Here is an 18209-nt window from a genome sequence, read left to right on the forward strand (position 1 = left end):
GAGATATGTGCGGCTTACCGCAAATTACTGAACTCTGCGCTGACTTTACATGAATGCGGTTGATAATCTTCCCTGATAAGACCAGTATTTAGCTGCCAAATGCTACGAAATAGTTATAATGTGCGACCTTAGTCTACCTGACAGGGGTTTTAGGCCTCTGAAAGGGTGACAATCGCGCATCGAAGGTATATTTTGTTTTTTACCCGAAAATTGCAGGAGATGGCAGCACAATGGCAGACAAGTTTCGCATTTTGCTTTTGAACGGGCCGAATCTTAACATGCTGGGCACCCGTGAACCCGAGAAGTACGGGGCACTGACGCTTACGCAAATCGTGACTGGTTTACAGCGTGAAGCGGAAGCGCTGAACGTTGAGCTGGATCACCTGCAATCCAACGCGGAGTACGCACTCATCGACCGTATTCATCAGGCTAAAGACATTGTCGACTATATCCTGATTAATCCGGCCGCGTTTACGCACACAAGCGTTGCCCTTCGAGATGCCCTGCTGTCGGTAAGTATCCCGTTTATCGAGATTCACCTCAGCAATGTGCATGCGCGCGAACCGTTTCGCCATCATTCGTATCTGTCTGATGTCTCCGCAGGCGTGATTTGCGGATTAGGCGCAGATGGCTATTCATACGCTTTACAGACGGCGGTAAAACGCCTGTCACAATCACACTAAACAAAGAGTACGGAACCCACTCATGGATATTCGTAAGATTAAAAAACTGATCGAGCTGGTCGAAGAGTCTGGCATTTCTGAACTGGAAATTTCTGAAGGCGAAGAGTCAGTACGCATCAGCCGCGCAACCGCACCAGCTAGCTTCCCGGTTATGCAACAGGCTTATGCTGCACCGGCCGCACAAGCGCAGCCTGCACCTGTTGCCGCTCCGGCAGCAGCAGCAGAAGCCGCTCCGGCTAAAGCTGAAATCAGTGGTCACATCGTACGTTCCCCAATGGTTGGTACTTTCTACCGCACCCCTGGCCCGGAAGCGAAAGCTTTCGTGGAAGTGGGTCAGAAAGTTAACGTGGGCGACACCCTGTGCATCGTAGAAGCGATGAAAATGATGAACCAGATCGAAGCTGATAAAGCAGGCGTAGTGAAAGCCGTTCTGGTCGAAAGCGGGCAACCGGTTGAATTTGACGAGCCGCTGATCATCATCGAGTAACGAGGCGAAGATGCTGGATAAAATTGTCATCGCTAACCGTGGCGAGATTGCACTGCGTATTCTTCGTGCCTGTAAAGAACTGGGCATCAAGACCGTCGCTGTGCACTCCACTGCGGATCGCGATTTAAAACACGTACTGCTGGCGGATGAGACGGTCTGTATTGGCCCGGCTCCGTCCGTAAAAAGCTACCTGAACATCCCGGCGATCATCAGCGCGGCTGAGATCACTGGTGCAGTAGCCATTCACCCAGGCTATGGCTTCCTCTCCGAGAATGCCAACTTTGCCGAGCAGGTTGAACGTTCCGGCTTTATCTTCATCGGCCCGAAAGCCGACACTATCCGCCTGATGGGCGATAAAGTGTCTGCGATCACCGCGATGAAAAAAGCAGGCGTACCGACCGTACCGGGTTCCGATGGCCCGCTGGGCGACGACATGGACGCTAACCGCGCGCATGCAAAACGCATCGGCTACCCTGTAATCATCAAAGCCTCTGGCGGCGGCGGCGGTCGTGGTATGCGCGTTGTGCGCAACGATGCCGACCTGGCGCAGTCCATCTCCATGACCAAAGCGGAAGCCAAAGCGGCTTTCAACAACGACATGGTGTACATGGAAAAATATCTGGAAAATCCGCGTCACGTGGAAATCCAGGTACTGGCTGATGGTCAGGGTAACGCTATCTATCTGGCTGAACGTGACTGCTCCATGCAGCGTCGCCACCAGAAAGTGGTCGAAGAAGCACCAGCACCGGGCATCACTCCGGAACTGCGTCGCTACATCGGCGAGCGTTGCGCCAAAGCCTGTGTTGATATCGGCTATCGTGGGGCGGGTACTTTCGAGTTCCTGTTCGAAAACGGCGAGTTCTACTTCATTGAGATGAACACCCGTATTCAGGTTGAACACCCGGTTACTGAAATGATCACCGGCGTCGACCTGATTAAAGAACAACTGCGCATTGCTGCAGGCCAGCCGCTCTCTATCAAACAGGATGAAGTTCAGGTTCGCGGCCATGCGGTGGAATGCCGTATCAACGCCGAAGACCCGGATACCTTCCTGCCGAGCCCGGGTAAAATCACGCGCTTCCACGCGCCGGGTGGTTTTGGCGTTCGTTGGGAATCGCATATCTACGCCGGTTACACTGTGCCGCCGTACTATGACTCAATGATCGGCAAGCTGATCTGCTACGGTGAAACCCGCGACGTCGCGATTTCCCGCATGAAAAACGCATTGCAGGAACTGATCATCGACGGTATCAAAACCAACGTTGATTTGCAGATCCGCATCATGAATGACGAGAACTTCCAGCACGGTGGTACTAACATCCACTATCTGGAGAAAAAACTCGGTCTTCAGGACAAATAAGCGTGCATTGATTGAATAAGGCCGGATATTCCGGCCTTTTGTTTTTTCCCTCCTGCTCGGCCTCATGTACAATCCCCGCTTTCTTCATCCGCAAGGGACAAAAAATGGACAACCGTTTTGTTCAGGCCCACAAAGAGGCGCGCTGGGCGCTGTGGCTGACCCTTCTTTATCTTGCTGCGTGGTTGGTGGCTGCTTACTTACCAGATTCTGCGATTGGCTTTACCGGCCTGCCGCACTGGTTTGAGATGGCCTGTCTGCTGGTTCCGCTGATTTTTATTGTGCTGTGCTGGGCGATGGTGAAATTTATCTATCGCGACATTCCGCTGGAGGATGACGATGCAGCTTGAAGTGATCCTGCCGCTTATCGCCTACCTGCTGGTTGTATTCGGCCTCTCGATTTATGCCATGCGCAAACGGTCGACGGGTTCGTTTCTTAACGAATACTTCCTCGGTAGCCGCTCAATGGGCGGTATCGTGCTGGCGATGACGCTGACGGCCACCTACATCAGCGCCAGTTCCTTTATTGGCGGCCCGGGAGCTGCGTATAAGTATGGTCTCGGGTGGGTGCTGCTGGCGATGATCCAGTTGCCAGCTATCTGGCTGTCACTGGGCATTCTCGGGAAGAAGTTTGCCATTCTGGCGCGCCGTTATAATGCAGTGACGCTTAACGATATGCTGTTTGCCCGCTACCAGAGTCGCCTGCTGGTATGGCTCGCGAGCCTGAGCCTGCTTATCGCATTTGTCGGCGCGATGACCGTGCAATTCATCGGCGGCGCGCGCCTGCTTGAAACTGCGGCGGGCATTCCCTACGAAACCGGTCTGCTGATTTTCGGCATCAGCATTGCACTCTACACCGCTTTCGGCGGTTTTCGCGCCAGCGTGCTCAACGACACGATGCAGGGGCTGGTCATGCTGATTGGCACCATCGTACTGCTTGTGGGTATCGTGCATGCAGCAGGCGGATTAACCCATGCCGTAGAAACATTGCAAACCATCGACCCGAAACTGGTTAGTCCGGAAGGGGCGGAAGATATTCTGTCACCCGCCTTTATGACCTCATTCTGGGTGCTGGTCTGTTTCGGCGTGATCGGTCTACCGCATACGGCGGTGCGCTGCATCTCCTATAAAGACAGCAAAGCCGTGCATCGCGGTATGATTATCGGCACCATTGTCGTTGCGATACTGATGTTTGGTATGCACCTGGCAGGTGCACTAGGCCGTGCCGTGATCCCGGATCTCACCGTACCGGATCTGGTGATCCCCACGCTGATGGTTAAAGTGCTGCCACCGTTCGCCGCAGGGATCTTCCTCGCCGCACCGATGGCGGCGATTATGTCGACGATCAATGCCCAGTTGCTGCAAAGTTCCGCTACGATCATTAAAGATCTCTATCTGAATCTTCGCCCGGAGCAGTTGCACAACGAGACGCGACTGAAACGAATGTCAGCGCTGATCACTCTGATTCTCGGGGCGCTGCTGCTGCTGGCGGCATGGCGTCCGCCGGAGATGATCATCTGGCTGAATCTGCTGGCCTTTGGCGGCCTGGAGGCCGTGTTCCTGTGGCCATTGGTGCTGGGGCTTTACTGGGAACGCGCTAACGCCGCAGGCGCATTGAGCGCGATGATCGTGGGCGGTGTACTTTATGCCGTGCTCGCCACCTTTAATATTCAGTACCTGGGCTTCCATCCGATTGTGCCTTCGTTACTGCTGAGTTTGCTGGCGTTTCTGGTCGGAAACCGTTTCGGTTCATCCGCACCACAAACTGTCGTACTGTCTACTGATAAATAAAGAGTTTTGCCATGCCATGGATCCAACTAAAACTGAACACCAGCGGCGCGAACGCTGAGGACTTAAGCGATGCGCTGATGGAAACGGGTGCCGTCTCCATCACCTTCCAGGATACCCACGATACGCCAGTGTTTGAGCCGCTGCCGGGCGAAACTCGCCTGTGGGGCGATACGGACGTTATCGGCCTGTTCGACGCAGAAACCGACATGAAAGAGGTCGTTGCCGCCCTGGAACTGCATCCGCTACTGGGCGCCGGTTTTGCGCATAAAATCGAGCAACTGGAAGACAAAGACTGGGAACGCGAGTGGATGGATAACTTCCACCCGATGCGTTTCGGCGAGCGCCTGTGGATTTGCCCAAGCTGGCGCGATGTGCCGGATGCCAACGCGGTTAACGTCATGCTCGACCCGGGCCTGGCGTTTGGTACCGGGACACACCCGACAACCTCCCTGTGCTTGCAGTGGCTCGACGGGCTCGATCTAGCGGGCAAAACCGTTATCGATTTCGGCTGTGGCTCCGGCATTCTGGCCATCGCGGCGTTGAAGCTCGGCGCGGCAAAAGCCATCGGTATTGATATCGACCCGCAGGCGATTCAGGCCAGCCGCGATAACGCCGAACGTAATGGCGTCTCCGAGCGTCTGGAACTTTATCTGCCGCAGAACCAGCCAGACGCCATGAAAGCGGATGTGGTGGTCGCTAACATCCTCGCAGGCCCATTACGCGAGCTGGCCCCGTTAATCAGCGTGCTGCCCGTTACAGGCGGCCTGCTGGGCCTTTCCGGTATTCTGGCAAGCCAGGCTGAAAGCGTGTGCGAAGCTTACGCTGACCTTTTCGACCTCGACCCGGTGGTCGAAAAAGAAGAGTGGTGCCGCATCACTGGCCGTAAAAAGTAATCCTTCAGGCGGCCTGTCCGGGCCGCCTTCCCCCACTTCTTCCTGCTTACAAAGGTGATAAATGCGATCCAGATCGCACTATCGCGCCCCCTTTTTGCACATAAAAACAGCGTTTTGTATCGTAATTGCCCGATGAGAAGTAAGAAAAAACGAGAAGTTTGACCTTTTTATTCTTGTGCACGAAATATCCATCTCGAATTAATGCTATGATTAATAAAGATATTTATTTTTTGACTATCCTTTGAGCGGCGATTCATTGATCTACAACATCTGATTGGTCAAAGTTTGGCCTTTCATCTCGCTAAAAAAATGCGTAATATACGCCGCCTTGCAGTCACAGTATGGTCATTTCTTAACTCATGCGCATCGGACACTATCAGCTCAGAAATCGCCTGATCGCAGCGCCAATGGCTGGCATCACTGACAGACCATTCCGGACGCTGTGCTATGAGATGGGAGCAGGTTTAACCGTTTCCGAGATGATGTCCTCTAACCCGCAGGTTTGGGAGAGTGATAAGTCCCGCTTACGGATGGTGCACGTTGATGAACCAGGTATCCGAACCGTGCAAATCGCCGGTAGCGATCCTGAAGAGATGGCATGGGCCGCACGCATTAATGTGGAAAGCGGCGCCCAAATTATTGATATCAATATGGGCTGTCCAGCAAAGAAAGTGAATCGCAAGCTCGCGGGCTCAGCCCTACTGCAGTATCCGGATCAGGTGCAGTCTATCCTGACCGCGGTCGTGAAGGCAGTGGACGTTCCCGTAACACTCAAAATTCGCACTGGCTGGGCTCCTGAGCACCGTAACTGTGAAGAAATTGCCCTACTGGCTGAAGATTGTGGCATTCAGGCCCTGACGATTCACGGACGCACACGCGCCTGTTTATTTAACGGAGAAGCTGAGTACGACAGTATTCGGGCAGTTAAGCAGAAAGTTTCCATTCCGATTATCGCGAATGGCGACATTACTGACCCGCTTAAAGCCAGGGCTGTGTTGGACTATACGGGGGCTGATGCCCTGATGATAGGACGCGCGGCTCAGGGAAGACCCTGGATCTTTCGGGAAATCCAGCATTATCTGGACACTGGGGAGTTGCTGCCCCCCCTGCCTCTGGCAGAGGTTAAGCGCTTACTTTGCGCGCATGTTCGGGAGTTGCACGACTTTTATGGTCAGGCAAAAGGGTACCGAATTGCACGCAAGCATGTCTCCTGGTATCTCCAGGAACACGCACCAGATGACCAGTTTCGGCGCACATTCAACGCCATTGAGGATGCCAGCGAACAGCTGGAGGCGTTGGAGGCATACTTCGAAAATTTTGCGTAATAGAAATAAAGAGCTGACAGAACTATGTTCGAACAACGCGTAAATTCTGACGTACTGACCGTTTCTACCGTTAACTCTCAGGATCAGGTAACCCAAAAACCCCTGCGTGACTCGGTTAAACAGGCACTGAAGAACTATTTTGCTCAACTGAACGGTCAGGACGTTAATGACCTGTATGAGCTGGTACTGGCTGAAGTAGAACAGCCCCTGTTGGACATGGTGATGCAATACACCCGTGGTAACCAGACCCGCGCTGCTCTGATGATGGGGATCAACCGCGGTACGCTGCGTAAAAAACTGAAAAAATACGGCATGAACTAAGTTTCGCTCATGACGGATAAAAAGGCGCTACTCGGCATGGGGACGCGCCTTTTTTATTGTCTGTAAAATACACAACGACCCACTTTCCTGCCTTCCATTTTCGTGTATATTGCTGCCATTCACGTTATCAATACCAGGGTTGGCTCATGATTCGCAAATACGGTTGGCTTGTCGTTTTCGCGCTGTTTATGTTCTTCTTCGATGCGGTGGTAATGCAGTGGATAGAGCTACTGGCAACGGAAACGGACAAGTGCCGAAACATGAACTCGGTCAATCCGTTAAAACTGGTGAACTGTAGCGAACTTGAGTAAGCCTGCTGCGCGATAGCGTGCAGGGTAAATGCTCTTGGCAGTATTATCCTGCTATTCCTTCCGGCACAAGATATTCATCAAAATTATAATTACTCGCCAGCATGCGTAACGTATTATCCACCAGCGCCGGGGCTTGTAAAAATAAATCGTAATGCGTTTGGTTTATCAACCAGTTCTTAACAATTCCGCTAAAGCAACCATGCAGAATAATTAATATCACGTCTAAATCCAGCGTCGGCGAGATCTGCCCCAGTGCAATTGCCTGCATTAATAAACCATGCATCTGCGAATGGCTGAATCCAATTTTTTCACGAATATATTGTTCCGATAGCATCTCTTCGTGAAATTCACATTTATGATACAGAATTTGCATTAATGCCCGCTGGCGAGGGTTCGTTGCGATATATTGCAAACCCCGAATGAGTCTTTCGCGCATCAATTTTAGCGGATTGTTCTGCCACTCGGCGGTGTCGTCAATGATGATGAGATCGCCCAATGCGGGTTGCTGTAGCCAAATTTCATTGAACAGTTTCGCCTTGTTCTCGAAGTGCCAGTAGATGGCTCCGCGCGTGACCTGGGCTGCATCAGCGATGTCATTCAGCGTGGTGTTGGCAACACCACGCGAAGCAAACTGAGTGATTGCCGTCTCGATCAGAAGCTGGCGTGTTTTAAGTGACTCAGCCTTGGTTTTTTTCGCCATCGTAGGGGTCTGCATGGAAGAGAATATAGAGAAAAAGATAATGCCATTTTTTTCTCTTTAATTCACCACGAAGCATAATGAATAGCACGTTGAATACATATAATAAAAACAAATGAATCAACATCATTATATTCACTAAATAGATGCAAACTCAGGCACAAACAATAAATTATGTTTGGAAACACTTATTTAATAAAAAATACAGTTAACTTATCTCGTTTTTTGTGTTTAAGTGCCTTTCGCTTCGCCAATAAATAACTAGCACTTACATAGGCACTTTATTATTTGTACGATAGCTACCGTTTAATTCTCTTAGCCCCTTTTTCTCTATTACCCTCCGACGGTAATTAGCATGCTTCGGTTCATAAGGAACAACAATGACGAAATACGCCAGGTTTTCACTCCTGCCCACCTTCATCATCCTTTCGGCTGCATTACTCGCCGGTTGCAACGATCAGGATGAGCAAAAAGCCCATACTGGCGAACCGCAGGTTACTGTTCACATTGTGAAAACGGCCCCGCTTTCCGTGACCACTGAACTGCCGGGTCGCACATCCGCTTTTCGCATCGCCCAGGTGCGGCCGCAGGTCAGCGGCATCATTCTGCAGCGCAACTTTACTGAAGGTAGCGATGTCGAGGCGGGTCAATCGTTGTATCAAATTGATCCTGCAACCTATCAGGCCAGCTATGACAGCGCCAAAGCCGAGCTTGGGAAAAGCGAAGCTGCTGCGCAAATTGCCCATCTGACAGTAAAACGCTACGTGCCGCTGGTTGGGACAAAATACATTAGTCAGCAAGAGTACGACCAGGCGATCGCTGACGCTCGCCAGGCCGACGCGATGGTGGTAGCAGCAAAAGCCTCGGTTGAGAGCGCACGTATTAATCTGGCCTACACCAAAGTCACATCACCTATCAGTGGGCGTATCGGTAAATCGAACGTAACGGAAGGGGCACTGGTAACCAACGGGCAAACGACCGAACTGGCAACCGTACAGCAGTTAGATCCCATTTATGTCGATGTTACCCAGTCCAGCAACGATTTCATGCGCCTGAAGCAATCCGTCGAGCAGGGTAATCTGCAAAAAGAGAGCAGCGCCAGCAACGTGGAACTGCTGATGGAAAATGGTCAACCCTATCCACTGAAAGGCACGCTGCAGTTCTCCGACGTTACCGTTGATGAAAGCACCGGCTCCATCACCCTGCGCGCCGTTTTCCCGAACCCACAGCACACATTGTTGCCGGGGATGTTTGTGCGGGCACGTGTAGATGAGGGGGTACAACCTGATGCCATGCTGGTGCCACAACAAGGCGTGACGCGAACGCCGCGCGGCGATGCCACCGTAATGGTGGTGAACAGTGCAAACACAGTTGAAACCCGTAACGTTGTCGCCTCGCAGGCGATTGGTGACAAGTGGCTGATTAGCCAGGGGCTGAAAGCCGGCGAGAAGGTAATCGTAAGCGGCCTGCAGAAAGTGCATCCTGGTGCGAAAGTCACCACCGTTAATGATGAATCCACCCCAGCAACGGCGCAGTAAGGTAACCCGACGATATGGCAAATTTCTTTATTAAGCGCCCAATTTTCGCCTGGGTTCTGGCCATCATTTTAATGATGGCTGGCGTACTGGCGATATTACAATTGCCGGTGGCGCAGTACCCTACTATTGCGCCCCCCGCGGTCTCAATATCGGCGAACTATCCTGGCGCAGATGCGCAGACGGTACAGGATACGGTGACACAGGTTATCGAGCAGAATATGAACGGTATCGATAACCTGATGTATATGTCCTCCACCAGCGATTCGGCAGGGAGTGTCACCATTACGCTGACTTTCCAGTCCGGAACAGACCCGGATATCGCTCAGGTACAGGTGCAGAACAAACTGCAACTCGCGACGCCATTGTTGCCGCAAGAAGTCCAGCAACAGGGGATTAGCGTCGAGAAATCGAGCAGCAGTTTTTTGATGGTCGCGGGCTTTGTGTCGGATAACCCGGCAACCACTCAGGACGATATCTCAGATTACGTCGCCTCTAACATTAAAGACTCTATCAGCCGCATAAATGGCGTGGGCGACGTACAGCTTTTCGGCGCGCAGTACGCAATGCGTATCTGGCTGGATGCCAATTTGCTGAATAAATATCACCTCACTCCCGTCGATGTGATTAATCAACTGAAGGTGCAAAACGACCAGATAGCAGCAGGACAGCTAGGCGGAACGCCGGCGCTTCCCGGCCAGCAGCTTAACGCTTCAATCATTGCGCAAACGCGCCTGAAAGATCCGACCGAGTTCGGCAAAGTCACCCTGCGGGTTAATAGCGATGGCTCCGTAGTCCACCTGAAAGACGTTGCACGAATTGAACTCGGCGGCGAGAACTATAACGTTGTTGCCCGCATCAACGGGAATCCAGCATCGGGACTCGGGATCAAACTGGCTACGGGAGCCAATGCCCTGGACACGGCCAAAGCAATTAAAGATAAACTGGCCGAGTTACAGCCTTTCTTCCCGCAGGGGATGAAAGTAGTTTATCCCTACGACACCACGCCATTCGTGAAGATCTCCATCAACGAAGTGGTGAAAACCCTGTTTGAAGCCATTGTATTAGTGTTCCTTGTCATGTATCTGTTTTTACAGAATCTGAGAGCGACGCTGATCCCGACAATTGCCGTTCCCGTCGTACTGTTAGGCACCTTTGCGATCCTATCGGCCTTCGGCTACTCCATTAACACCCTAACGATGTTCGGGATGGTGCTGGCCATCGGCCTGCTTGTCGATGATGCCATTGTGGTGGTGGAGAACGTCGAACGCGTCATGGTTGAGGAAAATCTTCCTCCAGGGGAAGCGACAGAAAAATCGATGTCGCAGATCCAGGGCGCGCTGGTTGGCATCGCCATGGTACTGTCCGCCGTCTTTATTCCAATGGCCTTCTTTGGCGGCTCGACGGGGGCTATTTACCGCCAGTTCTCCATCACCATCGTTTCTGCGATGGCATTGTCAGTGCTGGTAGCTTTAATCCTGACACCAGCGTTATGCGCAACACTGTTGAAACCCGTCTCACCCGGGGAGCACGCGCATAAGGGCGGTTTCTTCGGCTGGTTTAACAACCTGTTTGATCATAGCGTTAACCACTACACCAATAGCGTCAGTCGCATCCTCGGCTCCACGGGCCGCTATCTACTGATCTATGTGTTAATTGTTGTGGGGATGATCGTGCTGGGTTTACGCCTGCCCTCGTCGTTCCTGCCTGATGAAGATCAGGGTGTCTTCATGACCATCGTTCAACTTCCGCCGGGTGCGACGCAGGAACGTACTCAAAAAGTACTCGACCAGGTAACACACTATTATCTGAATAACGAGAAAGCCGATGTGGAAAGCGTCTTTACCGTCAACGGTTTTAGTTTCAGCGGCCAGGCACAGAACGCCGGGATGGCATTTGTTAGCCTGAAACCATGGGATCAGCGTGAAGGTAAAGAGTCGAAAGTCGAAGCTATCCTTGAGCGCGCCAATGCGGCGTTTGCACAAATCAGCGATGGTTTCGTTCGCGGCTTTAACATGCCCCCGATTCTGGAACTGGGAACAGCAACGGGTTTCGATTTTGAGCTCATCGACCAGGGCGGGCTTGGGCATCAGGCGCTCACTGCAGCACGTAATGAACTGCTGGGAAAAGCAAGGCAACGTCCTGATGTGCTGGAAGGTGTTCGCCCGAACGGACTGGAAGATACGGTACAGTTCAAGCTCGATGTGGATCAGGAAAAAGCGCAGGCGCTGGGTGTATCGCTTTCGGATATTAATGAGACAATCTCCGCGTCGCTGGGGGGCTACTACGTCAATGACTTTATTGACCGTGGCAGAGTGAAGAAAGTTTATGTGCAGGCCGACGCGAAGTACCGCATGTTACCAGAAGATATAAACAATCTTTACGTCCGTAGCGCAAATGGCGAAATGGTGCCCTTCTCTACCTTCAGTTCAGCGAAATGGTCTTACGGTTCACCACGTCTTGAACGTTATAACGGCCTGCCCTCGATGGAAATCCTGGGTCAATCATCCCCGGGTAAAAGTACTGGTGAAGCCATGGCGCTGATGGAGCGTCTTGCTTCGACGCTGCCTGTCGGGATTGGCTACGACTGGACAGGGATGTCTTATCAGGAGCGGCTCTCAGGTAACCAGGCTCCTGCTCTAATTGGTATTTCATTTGTTATCGTCTTCCTTTGTCTGGCTGCGTTGTACGAGAGTTGGTCCATTCCCTTTTCGGTCATGCTTGTTGTGCCGTTGGGGATTGTCGGTGTACTGCTGGCTGCAACACTATTCGGGCAGAAAAACGACGTTTACTTTATGGTTGGTTTGTTGACTACTATTGGGTTATCGGCCAAAAACGCCATCCTCATCGTTGAGTTTGCTAAAGACCTGATAGAGAAAGAGGGTAAAGGGATTATCGAGGCAACGCTGATGTCAGTGCGGATGCGTCTTCGCCCTATTCTTATGACGTCACTCGCCTTTATTTTGGGCGTATTACCGCTAGCTGTCAGTAATGGTGCTGGCAGCGGTGCGCAGAATGCAGTGGGCATCGGCGTGATGGGGGGAATGGTCTCCGCTACATTATTGGCCATTTTCTTCGTTCCTGTCTTCTTTGTCGTGATAAGCCGTCGCTTCAGAAAGAAAAACGCGTAGCGCGGTAACATAAAGGCGTCTTCGGACGCCTTTTTTACACAGTCAGTAGGCCATAGTAATTAATAAGATAGTGATTCGCTTTTTCCTAAAGCAAATCGATAAAACACGTCCCTCCTTTATTTTTACAATCCACATAAATTGACATTATTCCCTACGATGGCCTTTTTATCGCCAGTGATAAAATAGTCCCGAGCTCGTTAATAAGGAAACTCGCTTATTAAACGAAGGCGTGATTATTGAGGTAACACCATGAAAAGATTAATTTCTGTCGCTCTGCTTACTGCGTTGCTGGCAGGTTGTGCACACGATTCTCCCTGCGTACCGGTCTATGATGACCAGGGCCGTCTGGTTCATACCAATACCTGTATGAAAGGCACCACGCAGGATAACTGGGAAACGGCTGGCGCAATTGCCGCTGGAACTGCCGCTGTTGCGGGCCTGACGATGGGGATTATCGCCCTGTCTAAGTAATGCTTCTTCACGCGCGGCTTTTGCCGCGCGTCTGCCTTTCCGTGGTGCATTCGCTACCATTCTTCACGTTGTATAAATACATACATATAGAAGTTAATCACATCCCTTTTCCCTCAATAATGCTGCGTTGCAATTATTCGTGTGCATTTTCACAATTTCACTCTATCCCACAGTCTGCTTATATTCACGCTAAAAACTGTTAGTGAACTGTTGCCGTTAAAAAGGAAATATTTTGCGCCAAAATGTGGCTTACGTTGTAATTTCGCACCATTTAAGGGCGCAGGTTTTATTTTTTCCTGTCTACACTCAGACATATTGCGCTTTTTATAACACGCGCAAACCTGGCACTACCTTTGCTTAGTGAAAAGTAGAGCCATTACGACAGACAGGTTCAGGCGTTTCCCAAACGCCATTTATAACGATAATTTTCCGCCACACAGGATGCATTATGAAAAAGATAATGATAGCCAGCCTCGCCGCTGCCGGCGCGCTGTTTGCGGTTGTGAATCAGGCACATGCAGGTACCACGTTTGATGCAGTAAAGAAAAAAGGGTTCGTCCAGTGTGGGATCAGTGACGGTCTGCCCGGTTTCTCTTACGCCGATGCCGATGGCAAATTTAGCGGTATCGACGTTGATGTTTGTCGCGGGGTCGCCGCAGCCGTCTTTGGTGATGACAGCAAAGTGAAATATACCCCTCTTACCGCCAAAGAACGCTTCACAGCGCTGCAATCTGGTGAAGTGGATCTGCTCTCCCGTAACACCACCTGGACTTCGTCGCGCGATGCGGGCATGGGGATGTCATTCACCGGAGTAACCTATTACGACGGTATCGGCTTCCTGACTCATAACAAAGCTGATCTGAAAAGTGCGAAAGAACTGGATGGCGCGACGGTTTGTATCCAGGCAGGCACCGACACCGAACTGAACGTGGCGGACTACTTCAAAGCCAACAACATGAAGTACACGCCAGTGACCTTCGACCGCTCTGATGAATCAGCCAAAGCGCTGGAGTCAGGCCGCTGCGATACGCTGGCTTCAGACCAGTCACAGCTTTATGCGCTGCGCATCAAACTTGGCAACCCGGCTGAGTGGATTGTACTGCCTGAAGTTATCTCAAAAGAACCGCTGGGGCCGGTGGTGCGTCGCGGGGATGACGAATGGTTCTCCGTCGTTCGCTGGACGCTTTTCGCCATGCTGAACGCCGAAGAGATGGGTATTAACTCGAAGAACGTCGACGAGAAAGCCGCCAGCCCTGCCACGCCGGATATGGCGCACCTGTTAGGCAAAGAGGGTGATTACGGTAAAGATCTTAAGCTCGATAATAAATGGGCCTACAACATTGTGAAGCAGGTCGGCAACTACGGCGAGATCTTCGAGCGCAATGTGGGATCGGAAAGCCCACTGAAGATTAAGCGCGGACAAAACAACCTCTGGAATAACGGCGGGATCCAGTACGCACCGCCAGTACGCTAAGCACGGCAGTAACGGGCGCTGCGCTGCGGCGCCCACATTTTCGTTCTGGTTCTGAGGTTTTTTTATGCGCCATCGTCACCCAACCGTAAAGGGAGCCCTCTCCTTTTCTAATCCCACGGTTCGTGCCTGGCTGTTTCAAATTATCGCCGTAGCGACGCTTGTCGCTATCGCCATCTATTTGATACACAACACGATTACCAACCTGAATAACCGCGGTATCACCTCAGGCTTCGCTTTTCTCGATCGCAGTGCCGGGTTTGGTATCGTCCAGCACCTGATTGATTATCAGCAGGGTGATACCTATGGCCGGGTGTTTCTCGTCGGGCTGCTGAATACGCTGCTGGTTTCCGCCCTATGTATTGTTTTCGCGTCGATTCTCGGTTTTTTCCTTGGGCTGGCGCGTTTGTCGGATAACTGGCTGCTGCGTAAACTCTCGACGATCTACATCGAGACGTTCCGTAATATTCCTCCGCTGCTGCAAATTTTCTTCTGGTACTTTGCCGTACTGCGTAATCTGCCGGGGCCGCGTCAGGCGGTTAACGCCTTTGACCTGCTGTTTCTCAGCAATCGTGGGCTGTATATTCCTGCACCGCAGTTGGGGGAAGGGCTGCTGGCGTTTCTGGTGGCCATTATTGTCGCTATCGCCGTCTCCATCGGGCTATATCGCTATAACACCTTACGTCAGATAAAAACCGGGCAACTCCGCCGTACCTGGCCTGCTTCGCTGGCGCTCATCATTGGCTTACCGCTTCTGGCTCACGCGCTCTTTGGCGCGGCATTGCACTGGGATGTGCCGGAACTGCGTGGTTTTAACTTCCGCGGAGGCATGGCGCTTATCCCTGAGCTGGCAGCACTCACCCTGGCGCTCTCTGTATATACGTCGGCGTTTATCGCGGAAATTATTCGTGCGGGCATTCAGGCTGTACCTTATGGCCAGCATGAAGCGGCGCGTTCATTGGGGCTGCCGAATCCGGTCACGCTGCGCCAGGTGCTCATCCCACAGGCGCTGCGGGTCATCATTCCGCCGCTCACCAGCCAGTATCTGAATATCGTGAAGAACTCCTCTTTAGCGGCAGCGATTGGTTATCCCGATATGGTGTCATTGTTTGCCGGAACGGTACTCAACCAGACCGGACAAGCGATTGAAACCATCGCCATTACCATGTCGGTTTACCTGATTATCAGCCTGACGATCTCCCTGCTGATGAACCTCTATAACCGCCGTATCGCCCTGGTCGAGCGTTAAGGAGCCATGATGACAAAAGCACTGTTATCGCATCCGATCCCGCCCACGCCAGCACCTTCCTGGCGGCCGTTTGTCTGGATGCGCAAAAACCTGTTCTCCAGTTGGCTGAATAGCCTGCTCACCCTGTTCTGCCTGTGGTTGATGTGGCAGTTAATTCCGCCGCTGCTGAACTGGGCATTTTTGCAGGCCAACTGGGTTGGCACGACGCGCGCCGATTGTACGAAAGCCGGGGCGTGCTGGGTCTTTATCCACCAACGTTTTGGTCAGTTTATGTATGGCCTCTATCCGCACGATCAGCGCTGGCGGATTAATCTGGCGCTGTTGATTGGTCTGTTCTCTATTGCGCTGATGTTCTGGCGCAACCTGCCACAGCGCGGACGCTACATTGCTGGCTGGGCGGTTATCTACCCGCTGATTGTTTGGGGGCTACTGTACGGCGGGATTTTCGGCCTGGACCGCGTCGAGACACGCCAGTGGGGCGGCTTAACGCTGACGTTGATTATCGCATCTGTCGGTATCGCCGGGGCATTACCGCTCGGGATCCTTCTTGCGTTAGGACGACGCTCAACCATGCCGGTAGTGCGCATTCTGTCAGTCATTTTCATCGAGTTCTGGCGCGGTGTGCCTTTGATTACCGTCCTGTTTATGTCCTCAGTCATGCTGCCGCTCTTTATGGCGGAAGGCACCAGTATCGATAAGCTGATTCGCGCGCTGGTCGGTGTGATCCTGTTCCAGTCAGCCTACGTCGCTGAGGTAGTACGTGGCGGGCTGCAGGCACTGCCAAAGGGGCAATATGAGGCCGCGCAATCTCTGGCGTTGGGCTACTGGAGGATGCAGGGACTGGTAATCCTTCCACAGGCGCTGAAACTGGTGATTCCAGGTCTGGTGAACACCATCATTGCGTTGTTTAAAGATACCAGCCTGGTGATCATCATCGGCCTGTTTGATCTCTTCAGCAGCGTACAACAGGCGACCGTCGATCCCGCCTGGCTGGGGATGTCGACCGAAGGATATGTCTTCGCCGCACTGATCTACTGGATCTTCTGTTTTAGCATGTCGCGCTATAGCCAGTACCTGGAAAAGCGCTTCCACACCGGGCGTACACCGCACTGAGGAATCTATGAGCCAAATTTTAATGCAACCCGCCGATGCGATGATTACGCTGGAAAATGTAAATAAATGGTATGGGCAATTTCATGTTTTAAAAGACATTAACCTGAAAGTGAGGCCGGGTGAGCGTATTGTATTATGCGGGCCTTCGGGCTCCGGGAAATCAACGACCATTCGCTGCATCAACCACCTGGAGGAGCATCAGCAGGGACGGATTATTGTCGATGGGATCGAGCTAAACGACGATCTGCGTAATATTGAGAAAGTGCGCCAGGAAGTGGGCATGGTGTTCCAGCACTTTAATTTATTCCCGCATTTGACCGTTCTGCAAAACTGTACGCTGGCCCCCATTTGGGTGCATAAAATGCCCAGGAAAGAGGCGGAAGCGCTGGCGATGCATTACCTTGAACGCGTGAGAATTGCCGAGCATGCACATAAGTTTCCCGGGCAAATTTCCGGCGGGCAGCAGCAGCGTGTCGCGATTGCCCGTTCTCTGTGCATGAAGCCCAAGATTATGCTGTTTGATGAACCGACATCGGCGCTCGACCCGGAGATGGTTAAAGAGGTGCTGGATACGATGATTGGACTGGCGCAGTCGGGTATGACGATGCTGTGTGTCACGCATGAGATGGGTTTCGCGCGTACTGTCGCTGATCGGGTGATATTTATGGATCGCGGAGAGATTGTTGAACAGGCCGCGCCGGATGAGTTTTTTGCACACCCGAAATCCGAGCGTACACGGGCATTTTTATCGCAGGTAATCCATTAATTGCTATTCCGTTTTTTTCGCACCAATGCAAAAAGGCCATCCTTGCGGATGGCCTTCTTCTTTGTCCTGCTAAAACAAAAGGCCCAGTCTTGCGACTGAGCCTTTTGTTTTATTTGATGTCTGGCAGTTCCCTACTCTCGCATGGGGAGACCCCACACTACCATCGGCGCTACGGCGTTTCACTTCTGAGTTCGGCATGGTGTCAGGTGGGACCACCGCGCTACTGCCGCCAGACAAATTCTTTTCTCATCTGCCGAACTTTAACCGAAAAAGTGGTGCTGATACCCAGAGTCGAACTGGGGACCTCACCCTTACCAAGGGTGCGCTCTACCAACTGAGCCATATCAGCACGCTAAATTTGATGCCTGGCAGTTTATGAATCACTTCGTGATTCACCCTTCGGGCCATTGCTTCGCAACGTTCAAAAGCTTCCGCTTTTGTCCTACTCTCTTATCGAGTAGCGAACTGCCTCAAAGGTCAATGCCATACTTCTTAATTTTATGCCTGGCAGTTCCCTACTCTCGCATGGGGAGACCCCACACTACCATCGGCGCTACGGCGTTTCACTTCTGAGTTCGGCATGGGGTCAGGTGGGACCACCGCGCTAC

At 52.1% G+C, this 18209-nt stretch carries 17 protein-coding genes, 1 tRNA gene and 2 rRNA genes; 16 read left to right on the forward strand and 4 right to left on the reverse strand.

Translation table 11 applies throughout. The annotated features are described in order from the left end of the window. The first annotated feature begins 230 nt into the window (after window positions 1-230). The 9 genes from aroQ (at window position 231) to VSR74_RS11535 (ending at window position 7168) form a co-directional block, all read left to right on the forward strand. The gene (gene aroQ, locus VSR74_RS11495) at window positions 231-683 is read left to right on the forward strand and encodes a type II 3-dehydroquinate dehydratase (protein WP_347794852.1); all 453 of its coding nucleotides are present in this window, start codon (window positions 231-233) and stop codon (window positions 681-683) included. A 22-nt stretch (window positions 684-705) separates the two neighbouring features. Then, the gene (gene accB, locus VSR74_RS11500; protein WP_347794853.1) at window positions 706-1170 is read left to right on the forward strand and encodes an acetyl-CoA carboxylase biotin carboxyl carrier protein; all 465 of its coding nucleotides are present in this window, start codon (window positions 706-708) and stop codon (window positions 1168-1170) included. Between the two features lie 10 nt (window positions 1171-1180). Then, a complete protein-coding gene (gene accC / locus VSR74_RS11505) occupies window positions 1181-2530 on the forward strand; it encodes an acetyl-CoA carboxylase biotin carboxylase subunit (protein ID WP_347794854.1) in 1350 nt (449 codons plus the stop codon). A gap of 104 nt (window positions 2531-2634) precedes the next feature. Next, on the forward strand, window positions 2635-2877 hold the full coding sequence (locus VSR74_RS11510; protein ID WP_347794855.1) for a YhdT family protein: 243 nt from the start codon (window positions 2635-2637) through the stop codon (window positions 2875-2877). Then, entirely contained in the window at window positions 2867-4318 is a 1452-nt protein-coding gene (gene panF / locus VSR74_RS11515; protein ID WP_347794856.1) for a sodium/pantothenate symporter, read from the forward strand. Before VSR74_RS11510 ends, panF begins: the two co-directional genes overlap by 11 nt. Before the next feature lie 11 nt (window positions 4319-4329). Beyond that, window positions 4330-5211, forward strand: coding sequence for a 50S ribosomal protein L11 methyltransferase (gene prmA, locus VSR74_RS11520; RefSeq protein WP_347794857.1), 882 nt, complete (start codon window positions 4330-4332; stop codon window positions 5209-5211). A gap of 359 nt (window positions 5212-5570) precedes the next feature. Continuing rightward, on the forward strand, window positions 5571-6536 hold the full coding sequence (dusB, locus tag VSR74_RS11525; RefSeq protein ID WP_411914249.1) for a tRNA dihydrouridine synthase DusB: 966 nt from the start codon (window positions 5571-5573) through the stop codon (window positions 6534-6536). Between the two features lie 24 nt (window positions 6537-6560). Next, window positions 6561-6857, forward strand: a complete 297-nt coding sequence (gene fis, locus VSR74_RS11530) for a DNA-binding transcriptional regulator Fis (RefSeq protein ID WP_000462905.1) — start codon at window positions 6561-6563, stop codon at window positions 6855-6857. 146 nt (window positions 6858-7003) lie between these two features. Further along, complete coding sequence (locus VSR74_RS11535; RefSeq protein ID WP_149464046.1) at window positions 7004-7168, forward strand: DUF2556 family protein; 165 nt, start codon at window positions 7004-7006, stop codon at window positions 7166-7168. Window positions 7169-7211: 43 nt separating this feature from the next. Here VSR74_RS11535 and envR read toward each other — a convergent pair whose 3' ends face one another. Beyond that, a complete protein-coding gene (gene envR, locus VSR74_RS11540; RefSeq protein WP_347794858.1) occupies window positions 7212-7868 on the reverse strand; it encodes an acrEF/envCD operon transcriptional regulator in 657 nt (218 codons plus the stop codon). A gap of 377 nt (window positions 7869-8245) precedes the next feature. On the opposite strand from envR, the gene VSR74_RS11545 reads away from it, so the two are divergent. The 7 genes from VSR74_RS11545 to VSR74_RS11575 all read left to right on the forward strand — a co-directional run bounded on the left by VSR74_RS11545 (window position 8246) and on the right by VSR74_RS11575 (window position 17601). Continuing rightward, on the forward strand, window positions 8246-9403 hold the full coding sequence (locus VSR74_RS11545; RefSeq protein ID WP_347794859.1) for an efflux RND transporter periplasmic adaptor subunit: 1158 nt from the start codon (window positions 8246-8248) through the stop codon (window positions 9401-9403). A 14-nt stretch (window positions 9404-9417) separates the two neighbouring features. Continuing rightward, window positions 9418-12531 (forward strand): efflux RND transporter permease subunit, encoded by a 3114-nt coding sequence (locus VSR74_RS11550; protein WP_347794860.1) that lies wholly within the window; start codon window positions 9418-9420, stop codon window positions 12529-12531. A gap of 249 nt (window positions 12532-12780) precedes the next feature. Then, window positions 12781-13002: a lipoprotein gene (locus VSR74_RS11555; protein WP_347794861.1), complete on the forward strand. Its 222-nt coding sequence runs from the start codon at window positions 12781-12783 to the stop codon at window positions 13000-13002. Between the two features lie 448 nt (window positions 13003-13450). Continuing rightward, a complete protein-coding gene (locus VSR74_RS11560; RefSeq protein ID WP_347794862.1) occupies window positions 13451-14476 on the forward strand; it encodes an amino acid ABC transporter substrate-binding protein in 1026 nt (341 codons plus the stop codon). Between the two features lie 64 nt (window positions 14477-14540). After that, window positions 14541-15722: an amino acid ABC transporter permease gene (locus VSR74_RS11565; protein WP_347794863.1), complete on the forward strand. Its 1182-nt coding sequence runs from the start codon at window positions 14541-14543 to the stop codon at window positions 15720-15722. 9 nt (window positions 15723-15731) lie between these two features. Then, window positions 15732-16835: an amino acid ABC transporter permease gene (locus tag VSR74_RS11570; RefSeq protein WP_347794878.1), complete on the forward strand. Its 1104-nt coding sequence runs from the start codon at window positions 15732-15734 to the stop codon at window positions 16833-16835. Between the two features lie 7 nt (window positions 16836-16842). Then, window positions 16843-17601, forward strand: coding sequence for an amino acid ABC transporter ATP-binding protein (locus VSR74_RS11575; protein ID WP_347794864.1), 759 nt, complete (start codon window positions 16843-16845; stop codon window positions 17599-17601). 118 nt (window positions 17602-17719) lie between these two features. Here the strand turns inward: VSR74_RS11575 and rrf (VSR74_RS11580) are convergent. The 3 genes from rrf (VSR74_RS11580) to rrf (VSR74_RS11590) all read right to left on the reverse strand — a co-directional run. Beyond that, a 5S ribosomal RNA gene (rrf, locus tag VSR74_RS11580) occupies window positions 17720-17835 on the reverse strand. A gap of 39 nt (window positions 17836-17874) precedes the next feature. Beyond that, window positions 17875-17950, reverse strand: a tRNA-Thr gene (locus VSR74_RS11585). A 153-nt stretch (window positions 17951-18103) separates the two neighbouring features. Continuing rightward, a 5S ribosomal RNA gene (gene rrf / locus VSR74_RS11590) occupies window positions 18104-18209 on the reverse strand; the annotation flags it as partial.

This window comes from Pseudocitrobacter cyperus (assembly GCF_039889165.1).
In the GTDB taxonomy this organism is placed as follows: Bacteria; Pseudomonadota; Gammaproteobacteria; order Enterobacterales; family Enterobacteriaceae; genus Pseudocitrobacter; species Pseudocitrobacter cyperus.

Coding starts and splice junctions, on each gene's coding strand:
- aroQ (WP_347794852.1), top strand. CDS start 231: ATGGCAGACAAGTTTCGCATTTTGCTTTTGAACGGGCCGAATCTTAAC.
- accB (WP_347794853.1), top strand. CDS start 706: ATGGATATTCGTAAGATTAAAAAACTGATCGAGCTGGTCGAAGAGTCT.
- accC (WP_347794854.1), top strand. CDS start 1,181: ATGCTGGATAAAATTGTCATCGCTAACCGTGGCGAGATTGCACTGCGT.
- VSR74_RS11510 (WP_347794855.1), top strand. CDS start 2,635: ATGGACAACCGTTTTGTTCAGGCCCACAAAGAGGCGCGCTGGGCGCTG.
- panF (WP_347794856.1), top strand. CDS start 2,867: ATGCAGCTTGAAGTGATCCTGCCGCTTATCGCCTACCTGCTGGTTGTA.
- prmA (WP_347794857.1), top strand. CDS start 4,330: ATGCCATGGATCCAACTAAAACTGAACACCAGCGGCGCGAACGCTGAG.
- dusB (WP_411914249.1), top strand. CDS start 5,571: ATGCGCATCGGACACTATCAGCTCAGAAATCGCCTGATCGCAGCGCCA.
- fis (WP_000462905.1), top strand. CDS start 6,561: ATGTTCGAACAACGCGTAAATTCTGACGTACTGACCGTTTCTACCGTT.
- VSR74_RS11535 (WP_149464046.1), top strand. CDS start 7,004: ATGATTCGCAAATACGGTTGGCTTGTCGTTTTCGCGCTGTTTATGTTC.
- envR (WP_347794858.1), bottom strand. CDS start 7,868: ATGGCGAAAAAAACCAAGGCTGAGTCACTTAAAACACGCCAGCTTCTG.
- VSR74_RS11545 (WP_347794859.1), top strand. CDS start 8,246: ATGACGAAATACGCCAGGTTTTCACTCCTGCCCACCTTCATCATCCTT.
- VSR74_RS11550 (WP_347794860.1), top strand. CDS start 9,418: ATGGCAAATTTCTTTATTAAGCGCCCAATTTTCGCCTGGGTTCTGGCC.
- VSR74_RS11555 (WP_347794861.1), top strand. CDS start 12,781: ATGAAAAGATTAATTTCTGTCGCTCTGCTTACTGCGTTGCTGGCAGGT.
- VSR74_RS11560 (WP_347794862.1), top strand. CDS start 13,451: ATGAAAAAGATAATGATAGCCAGCCTCGCCGCTGCCGGCGCGCTGTTT.
- VSR74_RS11565 (WP_347794863.1), top strand. CDS start 14,541: ATGCGCCATCGTCACCCAACCGTAAAGGGAGCCCTCTCCTTTTCTAAT.
- VSR74_RS11570 (WP_347794878.1), top strand. CDS start 15,732: ATGACAAAAGCACTGTTATCGCATCCGATCCCGCCCACGCCAGCACCT.
- VSR74_RS11575 (WP_347794864.1), top strand. CDS start 16,843: ATGAGCCAAATTTTAATGCAACCCGCCGATGCGATGATTACGCTGGAA.